Source organism: Ruegeria sp. YS9 (genome assembly GCF_024628725.1).
GTDB classification, from domain to species: Bacteria; Pseudomonadota; Alphaproteobacteria; order Rhodobacterales; family Rhodobacteraceae; genus Ruegeria; species Ruegeria atlantica_C.
Genome location: NZ_CP102409.1, coordinates 574,569 through 599,321 on the forward strand (window position 1 = coordinate 574,569; position 24,753 = coordinate 599,321).

The following is a 24,753-nucleotide window of genomic DNA, read 5'->3' on the forward strand; positions in this document are numbered from 1 at the left end:
ATCCAGCGAATGCAAAGGCCCGTCCCATGTCCGAACCGAAAAAGCTGTTTATCAAGACTTATGGCTGTCAGATGAATGTCTATGACAGCGAACGCATGTCCGAGGCGCTGGGCGGGCAGGGCTATGTCGAAACCAAAACGCCTGACGATGCCGACATGATTCTGCTGAACACCTGTCACATCCGCGAAAAAGCGGCTGAGAAAGTGTATTCGGAACTCGGTCGCTTCAAGGGGCTGAAGGCCGAAAAGCCTGACCTGAAAATCGGTGTGGCGGGATGTGTTGCACAGGCCGAAGGTGAAGAAATCATGCGCCGCCAGCCGCTGGTCGATCTGGTCGTTGGCCCGCAAAGCTATCACCGTCTGCCCGAGATGGAGGCCAAGACCCGAGCGGGCGAAAAGGCGCTGGACACTGATTTCCCGGAAGAAGACAAGTTCGAAAAGCTGAAGAACCGTCCCAAGGCCAAACGCGGCCCGACGGCGTTTCTGACGGTTCAGGAAGGCTGCGACAAGTTCTGCGCCTTCTGCGTCGTGCCTTATACACGTGGGGCCGAAGTCAGCCGTCCGGCGGATCGCATCATCCGCGAAGCCCATGATCTGGTTGAACGCGGCGTGCGCGAGATCACGCTGTTGGGTCAGAACGTCAACGCCTATCACGGGGCCGGACCCGACGGAGATATGACCCTGGCCGGGTTGATCTGGGAACTGAACAAGGTTGACGGGCTGGAACGTATCCGTTTCACCACGTCCCACCCCAATGACATGGCCGATGACCTGATCGAGGCGCATGGCACCTGTGACAAGCTGATGCCGTATCTGCACCTGCCGGTTCAGTCGGGCTCGGACCGTATCCTCAAGCGAATGAATCGCAGCCACACGGCAGAAAGCTATCTGCGCCTGATCGAGCGCATTCGTGCGGCACGCCCGGATATCGTGATGTCGGGGGATTTCATCGTCGGCTTCCCCGAAGAAACCGAAGAGGATTTTCAGGCAACGATGGATTTGGTTGAAGAGGTCAAATACGGCTACGCCTATTCCTTCAAATACTCCACACGCCCGGGAACACCTGCGGCCGAGCGGGCTCAGGTTGATCCGGCTGAGGCGGATGATCGGTTGCAGCATCTTCAGGCCCTTATCACCCGTCATCAAAGGGAAATTCAGGACGGTATGGTTGGCCGTACAGTCCGCGTCTTGTTCGAAAAACCGGGCCGTCTGCCTGGTCAAATGGTCGGAAAATCCGAGTATCTTCACTCGGTTCACGTAAAAGGCCCCGAGATTGCCGTTGGTGATCTGAAAGAGGTCCGGATCACCGAGTCAGGCGCCAACTCTTTGGCGGGCGAACTGCTCTGAGTCGGTGAGATTCCGCCGTTCAGGCACCATAGTTGGTGTTTGTTTCCAAAATTTACCCTTGATTTATTGCTTGGAACTATGTTCCGAGAGGAGCCATGTTTTTTGGGGCGCCAGTTTTTGCGTCTAAAAAACGATTATACGCCGATCCGAAGGTCGGAGTGATGGAGGTATGAGTGTCAATCTTGAAGAGCTTCAGGGCCTTGAGCCTGGTGAAAACCTTGCCCGTGGCTTCCGCGGTCACTCTACTTGCCAGCGCGACGATTGCCGGGGATTTGAAAGGCAAAACAACCGATCCAGTTGTAATTAGCCCCAAGAAATTCAGCAGTGACGTCAGTGCATTTTACCTGGGGATTTCTGGTGGCTACGGTTCGGGCAGGGACGATCGATTTGGTCTGAGAACGCCCGCCGGGCTGTTTGATGTCGGCGACCTCAAAGTGTCCGGAACTTATGGTGGCTTTCGCGGTGGTTGGCGCGGTGTTCTGCCTTCCAGGTGGGGGCGTGATTTCGTCTATGGTTTTGAAGTCAGTTATGATTTCGGATCCTTGGATGACAGTGTACGGGCCCAGATCGGCGGGTCAAACGTCGAGGGTGGGGCCGAGATATCTGACGTTTTGTCCCTCAAATATCGAAGCGGCCTGACAAGCCGAAACGGTCGGGTTCTCTACTTTTTCAGCGTCGGGTACCTGTGGGGCGATGTTGAAACGACCAACAGCATCACATCGGGAACTTCGGTACAGAGCTTTTCGGCGTCGGACAGGCGGGGCGGATACACCGCAAGCATCGGTGCCGAACACAAGCTGACCGACAATTGGTCAGTCACCGGCGAATACGAATACGTCCAGTTCAAATCCGAGGACGTTCAATTCGGTTCGGGCTTTTCCACGAAGTCGACACCGAAATACGGCGGTTTGAGATTCGGGCTGAACTATACTTTCTGATGCCCGTCTGACATGAATTTTTCTTTACCGTGATCGGCGCTTTTGTCATCCGTGGGCTTATTTTTGAAACTGTGGCTTGCGCCCACCGAGATTTGTTGGCTACGCTCGGGGTGAACCGCCAAGACAGGAGAACGGATTGGCCATCGGTGCCCTGACCCCACCGCAAGATGAAATGCCCCAACGCGAGGCGTTTGTAGAGTTTCCCGACAACCGATTGTTGATTGACCTGTGTGGCGAATACGACCGCAATCTGACCGACATCGAAAGCAAGCTTTCCGTCCAGATCGTACGCCGCGGCAATCAGCTTGTCGTGATGGGCGATGAGGACGCTCAGAAGCAGGCTATCGAGGTGCTGCAATCGCTTTACACGCGGCTGGAAGGCGGGCGTGAGGTCGAGGCCGCGGACGTGGACCGGGAACTGCGGATGGGTGGTTCGGAACAGGGGACCGGCAGCCGAGACGGCGATCAGCTGGAAATGTTCAAGGGCGGTTCAGTCGAGATCAAAACCCGCAAGAAACTGGTGGAACCGCGCACGGACGCCCAGAAGGCTTATGTGCAGTCACTGTTTCAAAACGAGCTTGCATTTGGCATCGGACCTGCCGGCACGGGGAAAACCTATCTGGCTGTCGCCGTGGGCGTGTCGATGTTCATTGGCGGACATGTGGATCGAATCATCCTCAGCCGCCCGGCGGTCGAGGCGGGGGAAAAACTGGGCTATCTGCCCGGTGACATGAAAGACAAGGTCGATCCCTACATGCAGCCGCTGTACGACGCGCTGAATGATTTTCTGCCCGGCAAGCAACTGGCCAAGCTGATCGAGGAAAAGCGAATCGAAATAGCGCCGCTGGCGTTCATGCGTGGACGCACGTTGGCCAATGCGTTCGTGGTGCTGGACGAAGCACAGAACGCCACGACCATGCAGATGAAGATGTTCCTGACTCGTCTGGGCGAGGGCAGCCGCATGGTAATCACCGGCGACAGGTCTCAGGTCGATTTGCCACGCGGCGTTCAGTCCGGGCTTCAGGATGCGGAAAGACTGTTGAAAACGATTCCCAATATCAGCTTCAACTATTTCACGTCCAAAGACGTGGTTCGCCACCCGCTTGTGGCCGCGATCATCGAGGCGTATGAGGCGGATGCGGGCCGCGAAACCAGTTGATTGCAAGGCTCATTCACAGGGCTGTTGTGCGATAAGATGAATCTGGAACTCACTGTCGAAGACGACCGGTGGCAAGGGCTTGAAGCTTTGTCGCGGCAGGCGATATCCGCCGTCCTGTTCCATGCGGAACTGGACCCGGAGTGTTGCGAGGTCAGCGTTCTGGGTTGTGATGACGCGCGCATTTCGGAACTGAACGCCGAGTTTCGCGGCAAACCTACCGCCACCAATGTTCTGAGCTGGCCGGCAGAAGATTTGGCCCCGGACAAAGCCGGGCAAGCGCCGCATCCGCCAAAGCCGGATTTCACCGGTGAAATTCCTTTGGGCGATATTGCGATTTCCTTCGACACATGTGCGCGAGAGGCCGATGAGGCAGGCAAGGACATTGACGATCACGTCATTCATTTGCTTGTTCACGGAACGTTGCATTTGCTGGGATATGATCACATTCGTGACCCCGATGCCGCTTTGATGGAAGGGATTGAGGTCGAGATACTTGGCAAGTTGGGTATAGATGACCCATATAAGGTATAAAGTGGGTCATGTGACCCGATCAGTTGGAACAAGGTAATGGGCGAAACAGACGGCAGTTCTGGGGCAGCGCAAAGCGCGCAACCTCAGGACAGCGGCAATGATACAGAAGAGAAAAGCGGGTTTATTTCCCGAATTTTCGATGCGTTTTCGGGTCAGGAGACTCCTCAAAACCCGGTGATGAATGGGCAGAGCGCAGCGGCAGCTCGGCCTCATGGGATGATGAACTTGCGCCGGATGCGCGTCGAAGACGTGGCCATTCCAACGGCCGAGATCATCGCGGTTCCTTCTACCATCACCAAGGATGAACTGGCCGACGTGTTCCGGGACAGTGGGTTGTCCAGAATCCCGGTCTATGAAGGAACGCTGGATACGCCGTTGGGTTTCGTTCACCTCAAGGATTTCGCACTGACCCATGGTTTCAATGGCGGTGCGGACAAGTTTGACCTGAAATCCATGTTGCGCACGCTTTTGTTCGTGCCGCCTTCAATGCCGATCGGGGTCCTGCTGACCAAGATGCAGACCGAACGTCGCCATATGGCGTTGGTGATTGATGAATATGGCGGAGTCGACGGGCTGCTGACGATCGAAGACCTGATAGAACAGGTCGTGGGTGAAATCGCGGACGAACACGATGCAGACGAAGATCAGCTCTGGGTGCAGGAAAAGCCGGGCTGTTACGTTGTGCAGGCACGTGTGCCGCTTGAGGACTTCGAGGCCGAGATCGGCAGATCCCTGACCAGCCACGAGGATGTGGATGAAGAAGACATCGACACGCTTGGCGGGCTTGTGTTCATGCTGTCCGGGCGTGTTCCGGCGCGGGGTGAGGTCGTGATCCATCCGGAAGGACCGGAATTCGAAGTGATCGAAGCCGACCCGCGGCGCATCAAACGGTTGCGCGTAATGCTGCCGGACGTGGCTGCATGACGCCTGTCCGGGGCTGGCCGTCATCGTTGAGATTTTTTGCCGCGGCCGCACTGGGCGCCGTCAGCGCTTTTGGCCAGGCGCCGCATGGGTATTGGGGCGCTACGGTTCTTGCGCTGATTTTGATCGTTCCGGTTTTCCTTGCCAGTGAAACCCGCGCTCGCGCGGGGTGGATCGGCTGGTTCTTCGCCACCGGCTATTTTGCACATGCACTAAGCTGGATCATCGAGCCCTTTCAGGTGGACGCAGAGCGCCACGCCTGGATGGCACCGTTCGCGCTGGTGTTCATGGCCGGCGGGCTCGCCCTGTTCTGGGCGGTTGCGTTTCGACTGGCGCGGCATGTTGGCGCGACCGCCATGCAGCAAGGCGTTTTGCTGATCGCAACGCTGTCGCTGGCCGAACTGGCACGGGGATATGTGCTGACCGGATTCCCCTGGGGCGGAGTGGCGCAAATCTGGGTGAATACGCCCGTGGCGCAAGTGCTGTCTCTGGTGGGGCCATATGGCTTGAATGCGCTGACATTTGCCGTGGCGTTTCCGATAGGGGCAGCACTGGTTCAGGAAAGACGCGTGCGTGCACTGGTCCGGCCACTGGGATTTGCGGTTGCGGCGGCGGTGCTGGCGATTGGCTATGGGTCGATGCGGCCAACGGTTCAGGACAGCCCGCAAACAGTTCGTGTTGTTCAGCCCAACGCGCCGCAGCACCAAAAGTGGGACCCGGCTTTTGCGCCCTTGTTTTTCGCCCGTCAGATTGAGTATTCAGCCGCTTTGCCCGGACCGGACCTGATCGTCTGGCCCGAGACCTCAGTTCCAGCCTGGCTGGGCAGCGCACAACCGTATTTGACGGCCATCGCGGATGCCGCTCAGGGGACGCCCGTGGTTTTGGGGATCCAGCGCGGAGACGGCCCGAGGATCTTCAACTCGATGGTCTATCTGGATGAAGCCGGGCAGCAGGGCGGTCTGTATGACAAACACCATCTGGCCCCTTTTGGGGAATATGTGCCTTTTGGCGAGTTGATGGGCCGTTTTGGGATTTATGGGATGGCGGCCACGACGGGGCATGGATTCAGCGCGGGGCCGGGGCCTGATCTTTTGGACCTTGGCGAATTGGGAAAGGCGTTGCCTCTGATCTGTTACGAAGCCGTGTTCCCGCAGGATGTGAACGGTGCGCCGGGCCGGGCAGACTTTCTGTTGCAGATCACCAATGACGCATGGTTCGGAACGCGTTCCGGACCGTTTCAGCATCTGGCGCAGGCCCGGATGAGGGCGATTGAGCAAGGTCTGCCGATGATCCGTTCGGCCAATACCGGCATATCGGCCATGATTGACCCGCTGGGTCAGATCACGGCCTCATTGGCTTTGGGCAAGGCGGGATACGTGGATGCGATCCTGCCGCAGCCACAACGGCCAACAGTTTATTCCCGCATCGGGGACAGCCCCGTTCTTGCTGCGCTATTGTTTCTTGCTGCACTGGCGTGGTTCAACATCCGCCGCCTGACCAAATAATTAGAGATTGACCCCATCTTGAAGCGCGCGTATGCGTCTGTGACCTGTCACAACGGCTTCCTGGCGTGGCGGAGAAACCCCTAATGGAGCGCATTTATGTCCCGACAGAACTATACATTTACTTCGGAATCCGTTTCCGAAGGGCATCCTGACAAGGTCTGCGACCGTATCTCGGATGCTGTCCTTGATGCATTTCTCAACGAAGAACCAGAAGCCCGTGTGGCCTGCGAAACCTTTGCAACAACCAACCGGGTTGTGATCGGTGGCGAAGTAGGCCTGTCTGATCAAGACAAGCTGCACGACTACATGGGGCGCATCGAACAGATCGCTCGTGATTGTGTGAAAGACATCGGTTACGAGCAGGACAAGTTTCACCACGAAACCGTCGAAGTAACCAACCTGCTGCACGAACAATCCGCCCATATCGCTCAGGGCGTTGATGCGGCGGATGACAAGGACGAAGGTGCCGGCGACCAGGGCATCATGTTTGGTTATGCCACGACTGAAACTCCGGCGCTGATGCCTGCACCGATCCAGTATTCGCACGCTATCCTGCGGCGTCTGGCGGAAGTACGCAAGAACGGCACCGAACCTGCTTTGGGCCCCGATGCAAAGTCGCAGTTGTCGGTCGTTTATCAGGATGGCAAACCGGTTGGTGTCAGCTCGATCGTTCTTTCTACGCAGCATCTGGATGAAGCGCTGTCTTCTGATGATATCCGCGCCATCGTAGAACCTTACATCCGTGAAACCCTGCCCGACGGCTGGCTGTCGGCAGAAACCGAATGGCACGTCAACCCGACCGGCAAGTTCGTTATTGGCGGACCGGATGGTGACGCGGGCCTGACCGGGCGCAAGATCATCGTGGATACCTATGGCGGCGCGGCCCCGCATGGCGGCGGCGCGTTCTCGGGCAAAGACCCGACCAAGGTTGACCGTTCGGCAGCTTACGCAGCACGATACCTGGCCAAAAACGTCGTGGCGGCCGGCATGGCCGAGCGCTGCACGATTCAGCTGAGCTATGCGATTGGTGTGTCCAAGCCGCTGTCGATCTATGCCGACACGCATGGTACCGGCCAACTGGCGGATGCGGCTATCGAGAAAGCCGTGGGTGAGGTCATGGATCTGACGCCGCGCGGCATTCGCCAGCATCTGCAACTGAACAAGCCAATCTATCAGCGCACTGCTGCTTACGGCCACTTTGGTCGTCAGCCGAGCGATGATGGGGGGTTCAGCTGGGAACGCACCGATCTGGTCGATGCGTTGAAATCCGCAGTCTGATCTGAACAACACAAAGCGCGCCTTTCAGGGCGCGCTTTTTCCTCGTGTGTACCGCGCGCCCTTGCAACGTTCTCTGGCCCGCAGTATGGCGACCGCCATGAGCACCGAGACCCCACAACGCCCGCGCAGAAACTTCTATGGCCGCTTTAAGGGCAAGACCCTGAAGCCCAGCCAAAAGACCTATCTGAACGAAGATCTGGCGGCTTTGTCGCCCGGCGCGGTGGATTGGGAAACAAACCCTGAACGCAGACCGTTGGACCTGAACAAGTTGTTCGGCGGCAAGCCGGTCTGGCTGGAAGTCGGCTTTGGCGGTGGCGAACATCTGGTTCATCAGGCGCAAAGCAACCCCGACATCGGCATCATCGGGGCCGAGCCCTATATCAACGGCGTTGCCATGCTGCTGGGCAAAATCCGGCAGGCGAGGGTTGAGAATCTTGCTGTACATCCCGGCGATGCCCGTGACCTGTTCGACGTGCTGCCAGAGGCCAGTATATCGCGCGCCTTCCTTCTGTATCCTGACCCGTGGCCCAAAACCCGGCATCACCGTCGCCGTTTCGTGACACCGGAACATCTTGAACCGTTGGCGAAGGTCCTGAAGCCCGGATCGATCTTCCGGGTCGCCACGGACATCCCCGACTATGTGCGGCAGACGCTGGAGGAAGTCCCCCGCGCCGGGTTCGAGTGGCTGGCCGAACGCCCCGCAGATTGGCGCGAGCCGTGGGAAGACTGGATTTCCACACGCTACGAGCAGAAGGCCTTGCGTGAAGGTCGCACGCCCCATTACCTGACCTTCCGCCGCAAAGACTGATTGCCGCTGGACCAACCGGTGCCAATTCGCTAATCGGCTTGAGCACTGATAGCGCAAAAGGAGCCCCCATGTCCGGACACGGAACGCCCATCCCGATGACCTCGCATCCCTGCGGCCCGCTGACCGGCACGGCAGAGGTGCCGGGCGACAAGTCGATTTCGCACCGGTCGTTGATCCTTGGTGCGATGGCCGTGGGCGAGACCAGGATCTCGGGATTGCTCGAAGGTGAGGACGTCTTGGACACCGCAAAGGCAATGCGGGCATTCGGGGCAGAAGTCACAGATCATGGCGGCGGCGAATGGACCGTGCATGGCGTGGGTGTCGGCGGGTTTGCCGAACCGGATCAGGTGATTGACTGCGGCAATTCCGGCACCGGGGTGCGACTGATCATGGGTGCCATGGCGACCTCGCCGATTGTGGCAACGTTTACCGGGGATGCCAGCCTGAACAAGCGTCCCATGGCGCGGGTAACGGATCCGCTTGCGTTGTTTGGTGCGCAGGCCGTGGGCCGCTCGGGGGGGCGTTTGCCAATGACGATCGTCGGTGCGGCGGACCCGACTCCGGTCCGGTACGAAGTTCCGGTGCCCTCGGCCCAGGTGAAATCCGCCGTCCTGCTGGCGGGGCTGAATGCCCCCGGCAAAACCGTGGTTATCGAGAAAGAGGCAACCCGCGATCATTCCGAGCGGATGTTGTCCGGGTTCGGTGCCGAAATCACGGTGGAAGACACCGATGAAGGCCGGGTCATCACTTTGACGGGGCGCCCCGAATTGAAGCCGCAGGTCATCGCCGTACCGCGCGACCCGTCCAGCGCGGCCTTCCCGGTTTGCGCGGCGCTGATCACGCCCGGTTCGGACGTTCTGGTGCCGGGTATCGGCCTGAACCCCACGCGCGCGGGCCTGTTCACGACGCTGCGCGAGATGGGCGCCGACCTGACCTATGAAAACGAACGCGAAGAGGGCGGCGAGCCAGTTGCCGATCTGCGCGCGAAATACTCGCCAAACATGAAGGGCATTGACGTGCCGCCTGAACGCGCGGCCTCGATGATCGACGAATACCCCGTTTTGTCCGTGGTTGCCGCAAACGCCATGGGCACCACGATGATGGGCGGAGTGAAGGAACTCCGGGTGAAGGAAAGCGACCGCATCGATGCCATGGCGCGCGGTCTGCGCGCCAACGGCGTCACGGTCAACGAGGGTGACGACTGGTGGTCGGTCGAAGGGTTGGGCATCGGCAAGGTTCCGGGTGGCGGAACGTGCGAAAGCTTCCTGGATCACCGTATTGCCATGTCCTTCATGGTGATGGGCATGGGCGCGATGAACCCGGTAAGCGTGGATGATGGTGGCCCGATCGCGACCTCCTTCCCGATTTTTGAGCCGTTGATGGCGTCGCTTGGTGCAAAGGTAGAGCGCAGGTGAGCTTCACTGTCGCGATTGACGGACCTGCGGCTGCGGGCAAGGGCACGATCTCCAAGGCCGTTGCGGCGCATTTCGGGTTCGCACATCTGGACACCGGCTTGCTGTATCGCGCCGTCGGGCGGCGTACCCTCGAAGGGTTTGGTGCGCTTGAAGCTGCGCAGGCCCTGACCGCCGAAGAGCTTGAGCAGGGTGATCTGCGCACGGCTGAAATCGCGCAGGCCGCCTCCAAAGTGGCGGTGATCCCCGAGGTTCGCGCTGCCTTGGTGGATTTTCAGCGCGCCTTTGCCCGAAGGTCAGGCGGGGCGGTCTTGGATGGGCGCGACATCGGGACGGTGATTTGTCCCAATGCCGAGGTGAAGCTGTTTGTAACGGCCAGCCCGGAGGTAAGAGCCGAACGCCGGTTTCTGGAGCTTAGCGCAAAAGGGGCTGACGTGACGCGCGAACAGGTTCTGGCAGATGTCAAAGAGCGGGATGCGCGGGACGCAGAGCGCAGCGCTGCGCCGATGAAGCCAGCTGAGGATGCAGTGCAACTGGATACAACAGACCTAAGCATCGAGGCTGCATTGGCCAAAGCGCTTGAAATCATCAGCGCGAAACTGCCCGCGACGCGCTGACGTCGCAGGCAGGGGGGCAGAATTTACAGCTCGCCAACGGCGATGCTTTTGATGTTTGCCCACTGTTCATCCGCCGTTTTTGCGGTGGCGGGAACGTCTTTCAGGAAGGCCGCGCGGGTTTCTGCGTTCAGGAACAGGTACAGTTTTCCATCTGCTACCAGGTACTGATCCGGGTCACCGTCGAACTTCTTGCCGACCGATACGCCGAATGAACAGAACCCACCATGCTGCGGCAGGTAGGCCTCCGGGTTTGCTTCGAACGCTTCGAGGTTGGCGGCGGTGGTGAAGTAATAGGATGCGCCATCATAGGTCGCCGTGTGGGTGGCGAAGCCTTCGACCGGGTTGCCATCATTGACCAATGCAACCAGATCGACCCCATGTGCGGCAAGCGGGGCGCCTGCGGCCGAGATGCCGTTCGACACGTTGATTTCGTCGGCGGCAAAAGCCGGAGTGGACAGGGCGATAGCAGCTGCCAGGGCGGTGAAGACGATGGTTTTCATTACACGTTTCCTTTTGGTTCTGGGTTCGGGTCGATCGGATCGTCGACCGGTGAAACATAGTTAGGGGATGAAAGTTGTACGTGTAATCGCAGATAGCCCATCAGATATTGCAGATCGTACAAGTATCTGAATTGAGGGAAGGCGCATTCACCAAGCTTTGTTTGGTCAGTGTGGTTTTCGGTACCTATGCTGAAAGAATGCCCTCAGGAGTGTCATCATGATCCGATTAGCCCTCATTCTTGTTTTCATTGCCCGAAGCCTTGCCGCGCAAGAGACAGTGCAAAGCCCACCCGAAGCTGAACCGCCGATGACGTATGAACGGCTGGGCAACATTCTTTTTGCACTTGACCCCGAAGCAGAGCCGAGCGGCCCCGGGTTTCAATTGACGATTGCAGGGGTGCAGGTCTTGGTCATCACCGACACCAATGCGGATCGGATGCGGGCCATGGTCCCGATCCGCAGCGCCGAGGCCCTGTCGGAGGAAGACTTGATCCGAATGATGCAGGCCAATTTCGACAGCACGCTGGATGCCCGGTACGCGATCGCCAATGGCACCTTGTGGGCTGCGTTTATCCATCCGTTGTCCCTGTTGGAAAAAGACCAGCTGATCTCGGGGCTGGCCCAGACTGTGAACATCGCCAGGACATATGGCACCCTGTATTCCGGCGGCGCGGCAGAGTTCGGAGGCGGCGACAGCACCGATCTGCAACGAGAGCTGATTGAAGAGCTGCTGAAGAAAGGCGAAGAGATCTGAGCGGCACCGTGAATTTGGGATTGGCGTGACGCCAGCGGACTGGCCGTCGTTGCACGGCCGGGTCTTCAGTCCGGTTCGTCATAGGCCCTAGATGGATTCGGGAAAGCTGTTATAGTTTCTTCCCAGCGAAAAGGGAAAGCTGCGACACAACCCGCACATAAAACGGGGGCGCAGCAAAAAATTCCCAAGCCAACAGGGACAAAACTACATGAACAATCGTTTGAACAAAATCACCATCGTGGGTGGCGGTACGGCTGGATGGATGACCGCGCTGATCCTGGACATGGTATTTTCCCGCACGTCAGCGCCCAAGGATCGACCGAAAATATGCCTGATCGAAAGCCCGAATATCTCGACCGTGGGGGTGGGTGAAGCTACGGTTCCGCGCATGCCTGTCACGCTGCGTCAGGCGGGCATTTCAGAGCGGAGTTTCTTCCGCGAGACCAACGCGTCCTTCAAGCTGGGCGTGAAATTCTGCAACTGGAACAATGACGCCAAGGGCAATCGCATCGATTACATGAATCCCTTTGCGCACGGCCAGATGCTTGAAGGGCTGGAGGCCGCCGAGTATTACCTGCGCTTCGGCAATGGCGACAGGGATTTCACGCAGTCCATATCACCGCATGATGATCTGGCCCGTTTGTGCAAAGGCGCGCGTCCGTTGGGCCAGCCGGAATTCGAGCAACGGTTTGGGTATGCCTATCACCTGGATGCCGTAAAGTTTGCAGGCATGCTGACCAGGGTCTGCACGAAGCGCGGAGTGGAGCATATCCGGGATGAGGTGCAAACGGTCGAGTTGGATGAACAGGGCAATGTCAGTCATCTCATGCTCGAGGCAAAAGGCCGCCATGACATTGAGATGGTCGTGGATTGCACCGGGTTTCGCGGGCTGATCATCAACAAGGCACTCGGTGAGCCATTTTTGGATTACTCTGACTACTTGCCCAATGATCGAGCCATGGCGTTGCAGATCGAACATCCGGATCCTGACAAGATCGAAAGCGCCACAAGATCCACTGCCTTGGGCGCAGGTTGGACATGGCGCGTACCGCTTTTTAACCGCGTGGGCACAGGATATGTCTATTCGTCGGCACACCGCACGGACGATCAGGCCGCGGACGAATACCTTGAATGGCTGGGTGACAGCGGCAAGGGTTTGACACCGCGCGTGATCCCGATGCGGGTCGGTCGCGTGCGCAATGCCTGGGTCAAGAATTGCGTGGCCATAGGCCTGTCCGGCGGGTTCATTGAACCGCTGGAAAGCACGGCGATCCATATGATTGACCATGCGATACGCTGGTTCGCCGAGCATTTGCCTACGCGAGACATCGAGCCTTCGCTGAGGGACAGATACAATCGGCAGATGGACAAGCTCTATAACGAGGTTCTGGAATTCATCTGTTTGCACTATCGGTTGGGCAACCGTACCGATGACCAATACTGGATCGATGCGCGCACCGAGATGAAGATACCGGATCGGTTGGCCGAAAATCTTGAATTGTGGCAGTATCGCCTGCCGATGGACCACGATATCGAGTTCGCCACATTGTTTGACAGCCGCGTTTATCAAACCGTTCTGTTGGGCAAACAGGTCTATGATACCGGCTATGGTTCAGGCATCCGTGATCGACTTCGACCATTGAAGAAACCGATCTGGTTCCAGGGCATGAAGAACGCAAAAATGGATCTGGCGAAAATCATCAAGTCGATGCCGGATCACAAAACACTGTTGCGCGATATCCGGGGGGAGCTTGAGCAACCTGCCTTTGGAATGGCCGCGGCAATGAAACCGACAGTGGCGATGCCGGGCACGGCGCCAGCCCCTGTTGTCATCGAGAACATGCCGAACTTTGCTGAAATTCAAAGCGGCAAAAAGGATCTGCAACTGTTCTGAATGCTTCCTGCCCGTTGCGCAGGGAGTGTTTGCAGGAAAGGCGGGGCGTAAACTCCCCGTCTTTTTTGCTTCCGCCTGCTTTGTCGATGTGTAATGTAATTACATATAAACTGCGAAAGGCGACCGTATTGCGACAACAGAAGAAACAAGGGCAAACAAGGGGGCGGAACTTGCGGAGCACCCTCAAACGTCGGAGACGAAAGGCATCGCCTATGCAGGCTTACGACTCTCTGCCGTCAGGGCTGCGCCAGTGGTTGGCCTCGGCAAGCTTGCCGTGGAGCCCCGTTTCTGCGCAGAAAATCTGGAACCGGGCTGGGGGTGCGCGCAACCCTTCCGCAGCGTTGATGCGATTGGACGCAATCGAACAGGCCATGCTGCGGCGCGATGCCGGGGTTTGGAGTTTCAAAACCGGCAACGCGCCTGGGCACAGGGCCGCCAAACCTTGAAAATATGGGCTTTGCCCTTGCACATACCGGGGAATCCGCCTATACGCGCGCTGTCGATACACGGGCGGTCAACGTCCGGATGACGTTTCTGAGCAGGGCCGGGTTACCTCGGCCCTTTGTGTTTGTTTGCTCAGGGACGCACCGGATCACGCCTGAAGACATCATGAAACAAGACCGGCGGAGACAACCGCTCGGCCAGCAAAAACGTATTGTAAAGGAAAACAACGCCACATGGCTAACGCATCCATGGAGGAATTCGAAGCCCTCCTGAATGAAAGCTTCGAAATGGACACGCCCGAAGAGGGTTCTGTTGTCAAAGGCAAGGTTCTGGCGATCGAAGCCGGCCAGGCCATCATCGACGTCGGCTACAAAATGGAAGGCCGCGTTGATCTGAAAGAATTCGCAAATCCCGGCGAAGCCCCTGAAATCGCTGTTGGCGACGAGGTCGAAGTATACCTGCGCGCCGCAGAAAACGCCCGTGGCGAAGCCGTCATCTCGCGCGAGATGGCCCGCCGTGAAGAGGCATGGGACCGTCTGGAAAAAGCATATGCCGACGACCAGCGCGTCGAAGGTGCAATCTTTGGTCGCGTCAAAGGTGGTTTCACCGTTGATCTGGGTGGAGCAGTTGCATTCCTGCCCGGCAGCCAGGTTGACGTGCGCCCCGTGCGCGACGCCGGCCCGCTGATGGGTCTGAAGCAGCCGTTCCAGATTCTGAAAATGGACCGTCGCCGTGGCAACATCGTTGTGTCGCGTCGCGCAATCCTGGAAGAATCGCGTGCCGAACAGCGTGCGGAAGTCATCGGCAACCTGTCCGAAGGTCAGACCGTCGAGGGTGTCGTCAAGAACATCACCGAATACGGCGCATTTGTTGACCTGGGCGGCGTTGACGGCCTGCTGCACGTCACCGACATGGCATGGCGCCGTGTGAACCACCCATCCGAGATCCTGTCGATCGGCGAAACCATCAAGGTTCAGGTCATCAAGATCAACAAAGAGACCCACCGCATCAGCCTGGGCATGAAGCAGCTGCAGGAAGATCCGTGGGATCTGGTTGCGGCCAAGTACCCGCTGGGCTCGGTCCATCAGGGTCGCGTCACCAACATCACCGACTACGGCGCGTTTGTCGAGCTGGAAGCCGGTGTCGAAGGTCTGGTGCACGTGTCCGAGATGTCCTGGACCAAGAAAAACGTCCACCCTGGCAAGATCGTTTCGACCAGCCAGGAAGTCGACGTCATGGTTCTGGAAATCGACGGCGCCAAGCGTCGTGTGTCTCTGGGCCTGAAGCAGACCCAGCGCAACCCATGGGAAGTGTTTGCAGAAACACACCCCGAGGGCACCGAGGTCGAAGGCGAAGTCAAGAACATCACCGAATTCGGTCTGTTCATCGGCCTCGAAGGCGACATCGACGGCATGGTTCACCTGTCCGACCTGTCCTGGGACGAGCGTGGCGAGGATGCCATCCAGAACTACCGCAAGGGCGACGTCGTTCAGGCGGTCGTCTCGGAAGTTGACGTTGAAAAAGAGCGTATCTCGCTGTCGATCAAAGCCCTGGGCGGTGACAAGTTCGCCGAAGCCGTGGGCGGCGTGAAGCGTGGCTCGGTCATCACCGTCGAAGTCACCGCGATCGAAGATGGCGGCATCGAGGTCGAATACGAAGGCATGAAGTCGTTCATCCGTCGTTCGGACCTGTCGCGTGACCGTGCCGAACAGCGCCCCGAGCGTTTCTCGGTCGGTGACAAGGTCGACGTCCGCGTCACCAACGTCGACAGCAAGACCCGTCGTCTGGGCCTGTCGATCAAGGCGCGCGAGATCGCCGAAGAGAAAGAGGCCGTGGAGCAGTACGGTTCCTCCGATTCGGGCGCATCGCTGGGCGATATCCTGGGTGCAGCGCTGAAATCCGGCGACTAAGCTCGGGTGCAATCCCGAACAAGAATTACGGCCTCGCGCACCCGCGCGGGGCCGTTTTTGTTGCGAATCAATATGTTCCGATTCATCGGCTTGTTCGTGGTATTGCTCGCGCATTAAGTGTGGAAATTGGCCTGACAGGTAAAATTTCGCGCGAGAATGTGGCAAAATAAAGCCTCAAAACTCAGAGTATCCGTTCCCCCCTTCCGGGTTTTTTCCTATACTGTCAAAACAGTAGACCTGTCACACCGGCTGCCTGGGAGGGTATCACGCATGATCCGTTCAGAATTGATTCAGAAAATCGCTGACGAAAACCCGCATCTCTATCAGCGTGATGTGGAGCGGATCGTGAACACCGTATTCGAAGAAGTCACGGACGCCATGGCGCGCGGTGACCGTGTCGAACTGCGGGGCTTTGGTGCCTTTTCCGTGAAAAAACGCGACGCACGTGTTGGGCGCAACCCGCGCACGGGTGAAACGGTGCAGGTCGAAGAAAAATGTGTACCGTTTTTCAAAACTGGGAAGTTGCTCAGGGATCGATTGAACGGTAAAGCCTGACACCATGATGCGTTACCTTCGATATGCTTTTCTGGCGGCCCTCGGGATCGTTCTGATTTCCGTGTCTCTTGCCAATGTTCAGTCTGTTGAACTGAAACTGATGCCGGATGCTCTGGCCGAGCTTCTGGGTTTTAACCTCAGCGCGTCACTGCCGCTGTTTCTGGTGGTTTTGGGCGGTGTGGCAGCAGGATTGGTTATTGGCTTCCTGTGGGAATGGCTGCGGGAACACAAGCACCGCCGCGACGCGACCGTGAAGAAGACCGAAGTGCGCAAGCTTGAGCGCGAAGTCAAGAAACTCAAGAAAAAGCAAAACGAAGGCAAGGACGACGTTCTTGCCCTTCTGGATGAGGCGAGCTGAGCCTGATCGCTATGCCTGATGTTCGGTTCAAAATCTGCGGCCTGACCGCACCTGATCACGTGCGCGCAGCGGCGGAAGCCGGGGCAGGCTATGTCGGGTTTGTTTTCTTCCCGAAATCGCCGCGCAATCTGGATGTTTCGCGTGCCGTAGAACTGGCGCATCTGGTCCCAGTTGGCGTTGCCAAGGTGGCTTTGGTCGTGAATGCCACTGACGAAGAATTGGACGGGATCGTTTCGACTGTACCGCTTGATATGCTTCAACTGCATGGCAGGGAATCGCCCGAACGGGTTTCCGAAATTCGCGAGCGATTTGGTTTGCCGGTGATGAAAGCCATCGGTGTGGCCGAGGCCGAGGATCTGGCGGCCATCGATCTTTACTCGGAAGTGGCCGATCAACTGCTGATCGATGCAAAACCGCCCAGAGAATCCGAATTGCCGGGCGGCAATGGGTTGGCCTTTGATTGGCGGCTGCTGGCCGGACGGAAATACTGGCGGCGCCCTTGGATGCTGGCCGGTGGCCTGACACCCCTGAATGTTGCCGAAGCTGTCCGGATGACAGGTGCCCGTCAGGTGGATGTGTCATCCGGTGTTGAAAGTGCGCCGGGTGTGAAAGATGCGGACTTGATCCGCAACTTTGCAACCGCTCTTGGGTGATCTGATACACAACTTGCTGCGTATCTCTCGAAACGGAGGGATGGCGTATGCTGGCAACAGACCGCTTGGCCGATATGAACAGTTTTCACTACTTCTCATGGATCGGTATCGCCAGCTCTGAGCAGGCGATACAGGTCTGGCGTCAATGCACGCAGGCGGCAGAATGATGCGTTTTGCCCATGGCAAATCCCGCAGCCACCACCTATGAACAACAGATACGACGAGGGAGACACCCATGGCCAACGATCTTTTCAATTCCTTCATGTCCGGCCCTGACGAACAGGGACGTTTCGGCATCTTCGGCGGGCGTTTTGTCAGTGAAACACTGATGCCGCTGATCCTGTCGCTGGAAGAGGAATACAACAAGGCCAAGGATGATCCGACCTTCTGGGCAGAGATGGATGACTTGTGGGCAAACTATGTGGGGCGTCCGTCGCCCCTGTATCATGCCGAGCGCCTGACCGAGCATCTGGGCGGCGCCAAGATCTATCTGAAACGTGACGAGTTGAACCACACCGGCGCACACAAGATCAACAACGTGCTGGGCCAGATCATTCTGGCGCGGCGCATGGGCAAGACCCGGATCATTGCTGAAACCGGGGCAGGGCAACACGGTGTGGCGACCGCTACCGTGTGTGCCAAGTTTGGCTTGAAATGCATCGTCTACATGGGCGCACATGACGTACAGCGTCAGGCCCCGAACGTATTCCGCATGCGTCTTCTGGGGGCCGAGGTGATCCCTGTGACCTCGGGTCGTGGCACGCTCAAGGACGCGATGAACGATGCATTGCGCGATTGGGTGACAAATGTGCGTGACACGTTCTACTGCATCGGCACCGTGGCTGGCCCGCACCCCTATCCGGCAATGGTCCGCGATTTCCAGTCAATCATCGGCAAGGAAGCGAAAGAGCAGATGATGAAGGCCGAAGGCCGGTTGCCCGATACGATCATTGCGGCCATCGGCGGCGGTTCGAACGCGATGGGCCTGTTCTACCCGTTCCTCGACGACAAGGACGTCAATATCATAGGCGTCGAGGCGGGCGGAAAAGGTGTGAACGAGAAAATGGAACACTGCGCTTCCCTGACCGGCGGTCGGCCGGGCGTGCTGCATGGCAATCGGACCTATCTGTTGCAGGATGACGATGGCCAGATTCTCGAAGGTTATTCGATCTCGGCCGGGCTGGACTATCCGGGCATCGGGCCCGAGCATTCCTGGCTGCACGAAATTGGCCGTGCGAATTACGTCTCGATCACCGACAAGGAAGCGCTTGAGGCGTTCCAGCTGTGCTGCGCAACCGAGGGGATCATCCCGGCGCTCGAGCCAAGCCACGCATTGGCCCATGTGATGAAGATCGCACCGGAATTGCCCAAAGATCATTTGATCTGCATGAACATGTGTGGTCGCGGAGACAAGGACGTTCAGACCGTGGCCAAGTATCTGAACTTCGACATGTCCGATACCGAAGGCCGTTCGGCAGATTGATTGGAAACCGGGGCGGCATGTCCCGGTTGCTCTGACTTGGGATCGATGGCTCAAGCAGCCTTGAAAACATTTTTTTTTGGCGAAACGTCCTGAATGTCCAAAGCAGGACGTGCAGGGTAGTCAAACATGTGACATGTCCGCCGAAAGCAGGTTGCCCTGCAACAAAGATCGCCGCCAAGATGCATGTGAAGACACGTCAGAAGCCGGAGGAATCGCCGCCTGCCGTGAAACCTGGATCATTCATTGTGCGCGCATTTTGTTTCCCGACGGCTGCCAGTTGCTATCTCTATCTGAGATTGTTGCGAATACCCCGGCAGAAGCCGAGAATTTGTCACCGGCACATTTTGAGCTTGTGACTTGAACAGTCACGGCTTGCCGTGACCTTTCGCCGTGAAGACACCCTGAAAACACCGGGGTCCGAAGTGTTTTACGGCATTTTTCACCTTTGCCTTGCGGTTTGTGCGCGGCCATGTGGCCCGCACGCCAAAGTTGAGTCGTTTCCAATTCTATACAGCGTCTCAGAATTGAATTAACTATTGGGTAACTGGCGGTGTTGCGGCCGGTTCAGGGGCGTCTCTGCAATGGATGGGACAAGGGATGACGCGGTTCGGGGCACAGTAAAACTGCCCGGATACCCTGGTGTTTAGCACCCTCGCGGTGTTGTAGGAGGTAAAATGGTTAGGTCCGTTATTTCGAGGCTGTTGTGCCTCTGTTTTCTGATTTCAGCACTCATGATCGGAAGTGCGAAACAGGGCGCGGCCCTTGGGGGCGGCTTCATCATAACCTCGATTCCGACACCGAACGGCGGAAGTATCTTTTTCAACAATATCCCGCCTTCAGGCACTGCCTTTGTGTCCCTGGGGGGATCGGGGCAGGTTCCCGGCGGCAGTTTCTATTTCAACAACAGCATTCTGAACCTGACTGCAATCACGCCTGCCGGCCTTGCTTCTCTGGGCTATATCGGCGCGACCATTCTCAGCCAGGATGGCGCGGATTCCACCTATGCGGCTGACGGGTATCTGGGGATTACGTTCACCGCACGCGAATCCGTCGGCGGGCCGCTTTATCGCTATGAGATCGCGTTGTCTGGTGTAACAAACACCCAAATCGTCAACACGCGCGTTCTGGTGGATACCACGCAGCCGACCGCAGCGATCGGAGCCTTGACGCCGACCGGCAGCGGAACGTTTCAAGCAACCATTACGCTGAGCGAACCAAGCACCGATTTCACCGTGGGCGACCTGTCCGTCACCAATGCAACGGCCACTCTGACCGGGTCCGGCACCAGCTATGTCGCCACTTTGACGCCCCAGAGCAACGGCACCATCGAGCTTTTCATTCCCGCAGGGGTGTTCTCGGACGCGGCTGGAAATCTGAACCTGGAATCAAACAGGGTCAGCACGCTTCAGGCCGTGACAAATGCTCAACGTCAGATTCAGGCGTTTCAGAACGCCCGGGCCAACAGCCTTGTGACGAACCAGCCGAAACTGACCCAGTTTCTGCAACGGTCCGGGTCGGGTGTTCTGGACACGTCTGTCACGCAGGGCTCAGGGTATCTGAATTTCGCCAGTGATCCGTCGCGTCCCGTCTGGTTCAGTGTGACCGGCAACTGGAGCTCGCAGGATGATTTTGATAGCTCCTATGCACTGGCTGTTGTCGGGGCGCATCGTCAGGTCAGTTCGAACCTGTTGATCGGAGCCATGCTTCAGTTCGACTATGCCGAAACGGAAAACGGCCCGGCCAGCGTGGATGGTACGGGCTGGCTGGTTGGTCCCTATGTGGTGGCAAAAATGCCCAATCATGCGGTGTTTTTCGAGGGGCGTGTTCTTTATGGACAAGCCGACAACAACATCTCACCGTTTGGCACCTACGAGGACAGTTTCGACAGTGATCGCTGGCTGGTCCAGTCGCGCGTGACCGGTGAGATAAAGCGTGGTGCCCTGACATTGATGCCATTGCTGGACGTAAGCTATGCCAGTGACGATCAGAAAGCTTATACCGATAGTCTGGGCAATCTGATCCCACAGCAGGATTTCAGTTTGACGACGGCACGGCTGGGTATGGATTTCAGCCACCCGCTGCAAGTGTCACGCGGAGAGATGATGCTGACGGGCGGGCTTTCAGGGATTTGGAGCACGACTTCCGGTACCGGCACCGCCCCGGGCGTGACACCGATTGGCGACACCGCCCGTGCCCGCGCGGATCTGGGCTTGGATTACCGGCTGGAAAACAACAGCTTGCTTGCTGCAAACGTGTTCTACGATGGCATCGGTGAAAGCGGTTTCGAAAACTACAGCATCAGCCTGATCTGGCAAATGGCATTCTGACCTTGGGGCGAAACTGGATCGCGGATCAGGTCTCGCCCGGGCGCAATGGCTGTCAGGCATTCGCCTTGTTCTGAAGCAAGATCTCAAGCGGCACAATCTCGAGTGCGCGTTGGTGTGTTGCTTCCAGGTGAACCTTTGGGGCGCATCCTTCGTCATGGGCCTGTAGGAACCGGCCGGCACACAGACACCAGCTGTCACCGGGCTTGAGGCCCGGGAAATCGAATTCGGGCCGAGCGGTGCTCAGATCATTGCCGACGTATTTCGAGAATGCCAGAAACTCGGCCGTCATCACGGCACAAACGGTATGGCTGCCCTGATCCTCGGGGCAGGTATTGCATGCACCATCCCGAAAGAACCCGGTCAGAGGGTCGCGTGAGCAGGGCGCCAGAACACCGCCAAGTACATTGATACTGTCTTGCTTTTGCATGAAGGCACCTTACAGGCTTTCTGCGATCTTGCGGAACATTTCGATATTCTGGTCATTTACGCCAGTGTCGCGGAATTTCCGATCAGCGCCAGTAGACACAATCAGAACGCCGCGAGGTTGATTGAAATAAATGTATTGCCCATACACGCCCCGGGCCAGAAACTCTCCCTCATGCGCGCCTCGTGGAATCCACCACTGATACCCATACCCAATCTTCCCCTGAGCGGTCGGGGCGCTGGGTTGAGTTGCCTCGAATATCCAGTCGGCGGGCACCACTTGCCGACCGTTCAATACCCCATCTTGCAGGATCATTTGCCCGAACCGCGCAAAGTCACGTGTCGTGAAGTTCAAACCACCCAGAACGAAGGCGACACCAGCGCCGTCGGTGACATAGTATCCGTCGCGCTCAAGGCCTAGGGGCTGAAGGATTTTTTCCGTCAAAAGATCCGCAACACTGCGACCGGTCGCCCCGCGTATCACCATGCCCAAAACATGAGTGTCTATGGAAACGTATTGCCAAGTTTCACCGGGCGGTGCGAAACTGTCCTGCAATGAGGCTGCGAAATCGTCCAGTTCACCGCCCAGGGCAATCACACGGCCCATCCTGTTGATGTCAGACTTCGGGTCCAGATAATCCTCGTCGAACATGACGCCGCTGGCCATGTTCAGAACGTTCCGAATTGTCGCCGCGTTATATGCGCTGTCTGCAAGTTTGGGGGCGTATTTGACGACGGGATCATCCAACGACTCGATTGCGCCCTCTTGCAGGAGAATGCCGAAAAGCGCCGACAGATAGCTTTTTGCCACTGACCAGGAAATCCGGCGGTCATCGGGACCGGTGCCCAGATAGTATTCCTCGAACCGGATCTTGCCGTTGTGCATGATGAGCAAAGAAGTGACCGAGCGTTCATTGATCCAAGTGTCGGTGCCTTCAGGAAGATCGAAACCTTCGCCGTAGGGCAGTTCCCATGTTGGGGCGTTTCCGCGTGGCAGATCCACGGTCAGAAATGCTTCATCCATGTGGGAAAAGTTGTGAACGATCCTGTCCTCGGCAAACAGAGAGTTCACCGCCATCAGGCGCTGTAACTCTTCGCGTTTCCAAAGCCCAACGGCAGCGGCGGCCAGAGCCAACGCCAGCACAATGCGCAGAACCCACTTCAATATGGACCGCATCGCATAGCCTCCCTTGCTTGCGGGTATTGGAACGCGGACGTCCCGCTTTCGCAACGCCGACGTAACGGAAAGAGGGCGACGCGCTATTTGAACCTGTCCAACAGCTTTTGCATGGCGGACCGTTCGTCGGCCGGTGGTTCAGGAGGTGCCTTAGGCGCGGTTTCGGCTTTCGGGGCAGCCGTCTTGGACGACCGGGGCGGCGCAGTGCGCAGGGCCACCGCGTTCATGAATTTTCCACCATCGTCCCGCGCCAGATGGGGCGCTCCGTCCGAAACACCCCGAAGGACGTCATCCAGCCAGTCCGCCTCGGATTTCGCAAAGTCGCTCAGGACATAAGCCGAGACCATCTCCTTGCGCCCCGGATGTCCGATCCCAAGCCGGACACGATCATAGGCGGCGCCAATATGGTCGTGAATCGAACGCAGACCATTATGCCCCGCATGTCCACCGCCCGCCTTTACCCGCACTTTGCCCGGGGCGAGGTCCAACTCGTCGTGGAACACGACAACATCAGTGGACTCGAGCTTGTAGAACCGCATCGCTTCACCCACGGATTGACCGGACCGGTTCATGAAGGTCTGCGGTTTCAGCAACAGGATTTTTTCAGAGCCCAACCGCCCTTCCGAGATTTCGCCCTGAAACTTGGATTTCCATGGGCCAAACCCATGGTCTTCCGCAATCCGGTCCACGGCCATAAACCCGATGTTGTGCCGGTTCCGGGCGTATTTCTGCCCAGGGTTTCCCAATCCGACAAAGAGTTTCATGACCATGCTCCGCCTCTGTAGCCTCGAGGCTATGTGATGCCCGGAATCGCCATGGAAATCCAGCCAGCGCCGCGCGTGTTGACCATAAAAAAACGGGGCTCGTCAGAACCCCGTTTCAAAATCCAGACGTTTGATCCGGATTTATTCTTCTTCTTTGCCGACGACTTCGACTTCATCGGCTGCAACTTCCGCTTCTTCACCTTCTTCGTCGTCGCTCGTGGACAGACCGGTCGGTGCTGAGACGTTTGCGATTACGAAGTCGCGGTCGATGGTCGGCTTGGTGCCTTCGGGCAGGTCAACCGACGAAATGGTGACGACGTCGTTGATGTTCATTCCGGCCACATCAACGGTGATCTTCTCAGGAATGTCACCTGCGGTGCACAACAGCTCGACTTCCGGGCGGACAACGGTCAGCACGCCGCCCTTCTTGATGCCGGGGGCTTCATCTTCGTTGATGAATTCAACCGGAATATACAGTGCGATCTTGGTGGTCCGGCGCAGGCGCATCAGGTCCAGGTGGGTCGGCAGGTCTTTGACGACATCGCGCTGAACGTCGCGGCAGATGACGCGAACGTCTTCATGGCCTTCGACCTTCAGGTTCCACAGGGTCGACTTGAAGCGACCGGCCTTCAGGCGCTTGAACAGTTCGTTGAACGGAATCTGAATCGGCAGCGGATCTTTGTCGCCGCCAAACACAACGCCCGGAACCATGCCTTCGCGCCGTGTTTTGCGAGCGGCGCCCTTGCCTGTCCCCGTCCGTTCCAGAGCTACGAGATCAGGAATCTCTCCAGCCATGATAATTCTCCAATGTTAGGGCGGGTATCCTCCAAGGCTGTATACCCGCGTGAAGCCGCGTCCTTATCTCGATTCATCCGGTTTGGAAAGGGGTAATTCACAGCTTGCCGTATTGTGGGGCTCAGCCGCGCGTTCCGAAGTGTTCTTCGCCAGATCAGTGAAGGGTCCGCTGCTTCATCTGGCCAGAAATATCCCGGGGGA

24 protein-coding genes and 1 riboswitch are annotated in these 24,753 nt (G+C 57.8%); of the genes, 19 read left to right on the top strand and 5 right to left on the bottom strand.

The window, feature by feature from the left end; translation table 11 throughout:
• The first annotated feature begins 26 nt into the window (after positions 1 to 26).
• From miaB to cmk, 10 genes are all read left to right on the top strand, one after another.
• A complete protein-coding gene (miaB, locus tag NOR97_RS03060; RefSeq protein WP_257600176.1) occupies positions 27 to 1,346 on the top strand; it encodes a tRNA (N6-isopentenyl adenosine(37)-C2)-methylthiotransferase MiaB in 1,320 nt (439 codons plus the stop codon).
• Between the two features lie 173 nt (positions 1,347 to 1,519).
• Positions 1,520 to 2,284, top strand: coding sequence for an outer membrane protein (locus tag NOR97_RS03065; RefSeq protein ID WP_257600177.1), 765 nt, complete (start codon positions 1,520 to 1,522; stop codon positions 2,282 to 2,284).
• A 136-nt stretch (positions 2,285 to 2,420) separates the two neighbouring features.
• Complete coding sequence (locus tag NOR97_RS03070; RefSeq protein WP_170344912.1) at positions 2,421 to 3,443, top strand: PhoH family protein; 1,023 nt, start codon at positions 2,421 to 2,423, stop codon at positions 3,441 to 3,443.
• 36 nt (positions 3,444 to 3,479) lie between these two features.
• Positions 3,480 to 3,974 (top strand): rRNA maturation RNase YbeY, encoded by a 495-nt coding sequence (gene ybeY / locus NOR97_RS03075; protein ID WP_257600178.1) that lies wholly within the window; start codon positions 3,480 to 3,482, stop codon positions 3,972 to 3,974.
• 36 nt (positions 3,975 to 4,010) lie between these two features.
• Entirely contained in the window at positions 4,011 to 4,898 is an 888-nt protein-coding gene (locus NOR97_RS03080) for a hemolysin family protein (protein WP_257600179.1), read from the top strand.
• On the top strand, positions 4,895 to 6,400 hold the full coding sequence (gene lnt / locus NOR97_RS03085) for an apolipoprotein N-acyltransferase (RefSeq protein WP_257600180.1): 1,506 nt from the start codon (positions 4,895 to 4,897) through the stop codon (positions 6,398 to 6,400). Before NOR97_RS03080 ends, lnt begins: the two co-directional genes overlap by 4 nt.
• 41 nt (positions 6,401 to 6,441) lie before the next feature.
• Positions 6,442 to 6,491, top strand: a riboswitch (SAM-SAH riboswitch).
• A gap of 5 nt (positions 6,492 to 6,496) precedes the next feature.
• Positions 6,497 to 7,678 carry a methionine adenosyltransferase gene (gene metK, locus NOR97_RS03090; protein ID WP_170344916.1) on the top strand — a complete coding sequence of 394 codons (1,182 nt, stop codon included), beginning with the start codon at positions 6,497 to 6,499 and terminating at the stop codon, positions 7,676 to 7,678.
• Positions 7,679 to 7,775: 97 nt separating this feature from the next.
• Positions 7,776 to 8,486: a tRNA (guanosine(46)-N7)-methyltransferase TrmB gene (gene trmB / locus NOR97_RS03095; protein ID WP_257600181.1), complete on the top strand. Its 711-nt coding sequence runs from the start codon at positions 7,776 to 7,778 to the stop codon at positions 8,484 to 8,486.
• Between the two features lie 68 nt (positions 8,487 to 8,554).
• The gene (gene aroA / locus NOR97_RS03100) at positions 8,555 to 9,901 is read left to right on the top strand and encodes a 3-phosphoshikimate 1-carboxyvinyltransferase (protein WP_170344918.1); all 1,347 of its coding nucleotides are present in this window, start codon (positions 8,555 to 8,557) and stop codon (positions 9,899 to 9,901) included.
• Positions 9,898 to 10,515, top strand: a complete 618-nt coding sequence (gene cmk, locus NOR97_RS03105; RefSeq protein ID WP_170344919.1) for a (d)CMP kinase — start codon at positions 9,898 to 9,900, stop codon at positions 10,513 to 10,515. The genes aroA and cmk overlap by 4 nt, the downstream gene beginning before the upstream one ends.
• Positions 10,516 to 10,538: 23 nt before the next feature.
• Here cmk and NOR97_RS03110 read toward each other — a convergent pair whose 3' ends face one another.
• Positions 10,539 to 11,015 carry a YHS domain-containing (seleno)protein gene (locus NOR97_RS03110; protein ID WP_257600182.1) on the bottom strand — a complete coding sequence of 159 codons (477 nt, stop codon included), beginning with the start codon at positions 11,013 to 11,015 and terminating at the stop codon, positions 10,539 to 10,541.
• A 217-nt stretch (positions 11,016 to 11,232) separates the two neighbouring features.
• On the opposite strand from NOR97_RS03110, the gene NOR97_RS03115 reads away from it, so the two are divergent.
• The 9 genes from NOR97_RS03115 to NOR97_RS03155 all read left to right on the top strand — a co-directional run bounded on the left by NOR97_RS03115 (position 11,233) and on the right by NOR97_RS03155 (position 21,393).
• Entirely contained in the window at positions 11,233 to 11,769 is a 537-nt protein-coding gene (locus NOR97_RS03115; protein WP_257600183.1) for a hypothetical protein, read from the top strand.
• A 208-nt stretch (positions 11,770 to 11,977) separates the two neighbouring features.
• Positions 11,978 to 13,663 (top strand): tryptophan halogenase family protein, encoded by a 1,686-nt coding sequence (locus NOR97_RS03120; protein WP_170344922.1) that lies wholly within the window; start codon positions 11,978 to 11,980, stop codon positions 13,661 to 13,663.
• Positions 13,664 to 13,875: 212 nt separating this feature from the next.
• Complete coding sequence (locus NOR97_RS03125) at positions 13,876 to 14,109, top strand: DUF6525 family protein (protein WP_170344923.1); 234 nt, start codon at positions 13,876 to 13,878, stop codon at positions 14,107 to 14,109.
• A gap of 231 nt (positions 14,110 to 14,340) precedes the next feature.
• Complete coding sequence (rpsA, locus tag NOR97_RS03130) at positions 14,341 to 16,017, top strand: 30S ribosomal protein S1 (RefSeq protein WP_170344924.1); 1,677 nt, start codon at positions 14,341 to 14,343, stop codon at positions 16,015 to 16,017.
• A 270-nt stretch (positions 16,018 to 16,287) separates the two neighbouring features.
• A complete protein-coding gene (gene ihfB / locus NOR97_RS03135) occupies positions 16,288 to 16,572 on the top strand; it encodes an integration host factor subunit beta (RefSeq protein ID WP_050603110.1) in 285 nt (94 codons plus the stop codon).
• 7 nt (positions 16,573 to 16,579) lie between these two features.
• A complete protein-coding gene (locus tag NOR97_RS03140) occupies positions 16,580 to 16,930 on the top strand; it encodes a lipopolysaccharide assembly protein LapA domain-containing protein (protein WP_170344925.1) in 351 nt (116 codons plus the stop codon).
• Between the two features lie 11 nt (positions 16,931 to 16,941).
• The gene (locus NOR97_RS03145) at positions 16,942 to 17,583 is read left to right on the top strand and encodes a phosphoribosylanthranilate isomerase (RefSeq protein ID WP_257600184.1); all 642 of its coding nucleotides are present in this window, start codon (positions 16,942 to 16,944) and stop codon (positions 17,581 to 17,583) included.
• 235 nt (positions 17,584 to 17,818) lie between these two features.
• Positions 17,819 to 19,066 carry a tryptophan synthase subunit beta gene (trpB, locus tag NOR97_RS03150; RefSeq protein ID WP_170344927.1) on the top strand — a complete coding sequence of 416 codons (1,248 nt, stop codon included), beginning with the start codon at positions 17,819 to 17,821 and terminating at the stop codon, positions 19,064 to 19,066.
• Between the two features lie 674 nt (positions 19,067 to 19,740).
• Complete coding sequence (locus tag NOR97_RS03155; RefSeq protein ID WP_257600185.1) at positions 19,741 to 21,393, top strand: Ig-like domain-containing protein; 1,653 nt, start codon at positions 19,741 to 19,743, stop codon at positions 21,391 to 21,393.
• 52 nt (positions 21,394 to 21,445) lie between these two features.
• Here NOR97_RS03155 and NOR97_RS03160 read toward each other — a convergent pair whose 3' ends face one another.
• From NOR97_RS03160 to NOR97_RS03175, 4 genes are all read right to left on the bottom strand, one after another.
• Positions 21,446 to 21,820 carry a DUF2237 family protein gene (locus tag NOR97_RS03160; protein ID WP_170344929.1) on the bottom strand — a complete coding sequence of 125 codons (375 nt, stop codon included), beginning with the start codon at positions 21,818 to 21,820 and terminating at the stop codon, positions 21,446 to 21,448.
• Between the two features lie 9 nt (positions 21,821 to 21,829).
• Complete coding sequence (locus NOR97_RS03165) at positions 21,830 to 22,993, bottom strand: serine hydrolase (protein WP_257600186.1); 1,164 nt, start codon at positions 22,991 to 22,993, stop codon at positions 21,830 to 21,832.
• An 83-nt stretch (positions 22,994 to 23,076) separates the two neighbouring features.
• A complete protein-coding gene (gene pth / locus NOR97_RS03170) occupies positions 23,077 to 23,757 on the bottom strand; it encodes an aminoacyl-tRNA hydrolase (RefSeq protein ID WP_170344931.1) in 681 nt (226 codons plus the stop codon).
• Between the two features lie 141 nt (positions 23,758 to 23,898).
• Positions 23,899 to 24,552: a 50S ribosomal protein L25/general stress protein Ctc gene (locus tag NOR97_RS03175; RefSeq protein ID WP_170344932.1), complete on the bottom strand. Its 654-nt coding sequence runs from the start codon at positions 24,550 to 24,552 to the stop codon at positions 23,899 to 23,901.
• Positions 24,553 to 24,753 lie beyond the last annotated feature (201 nt).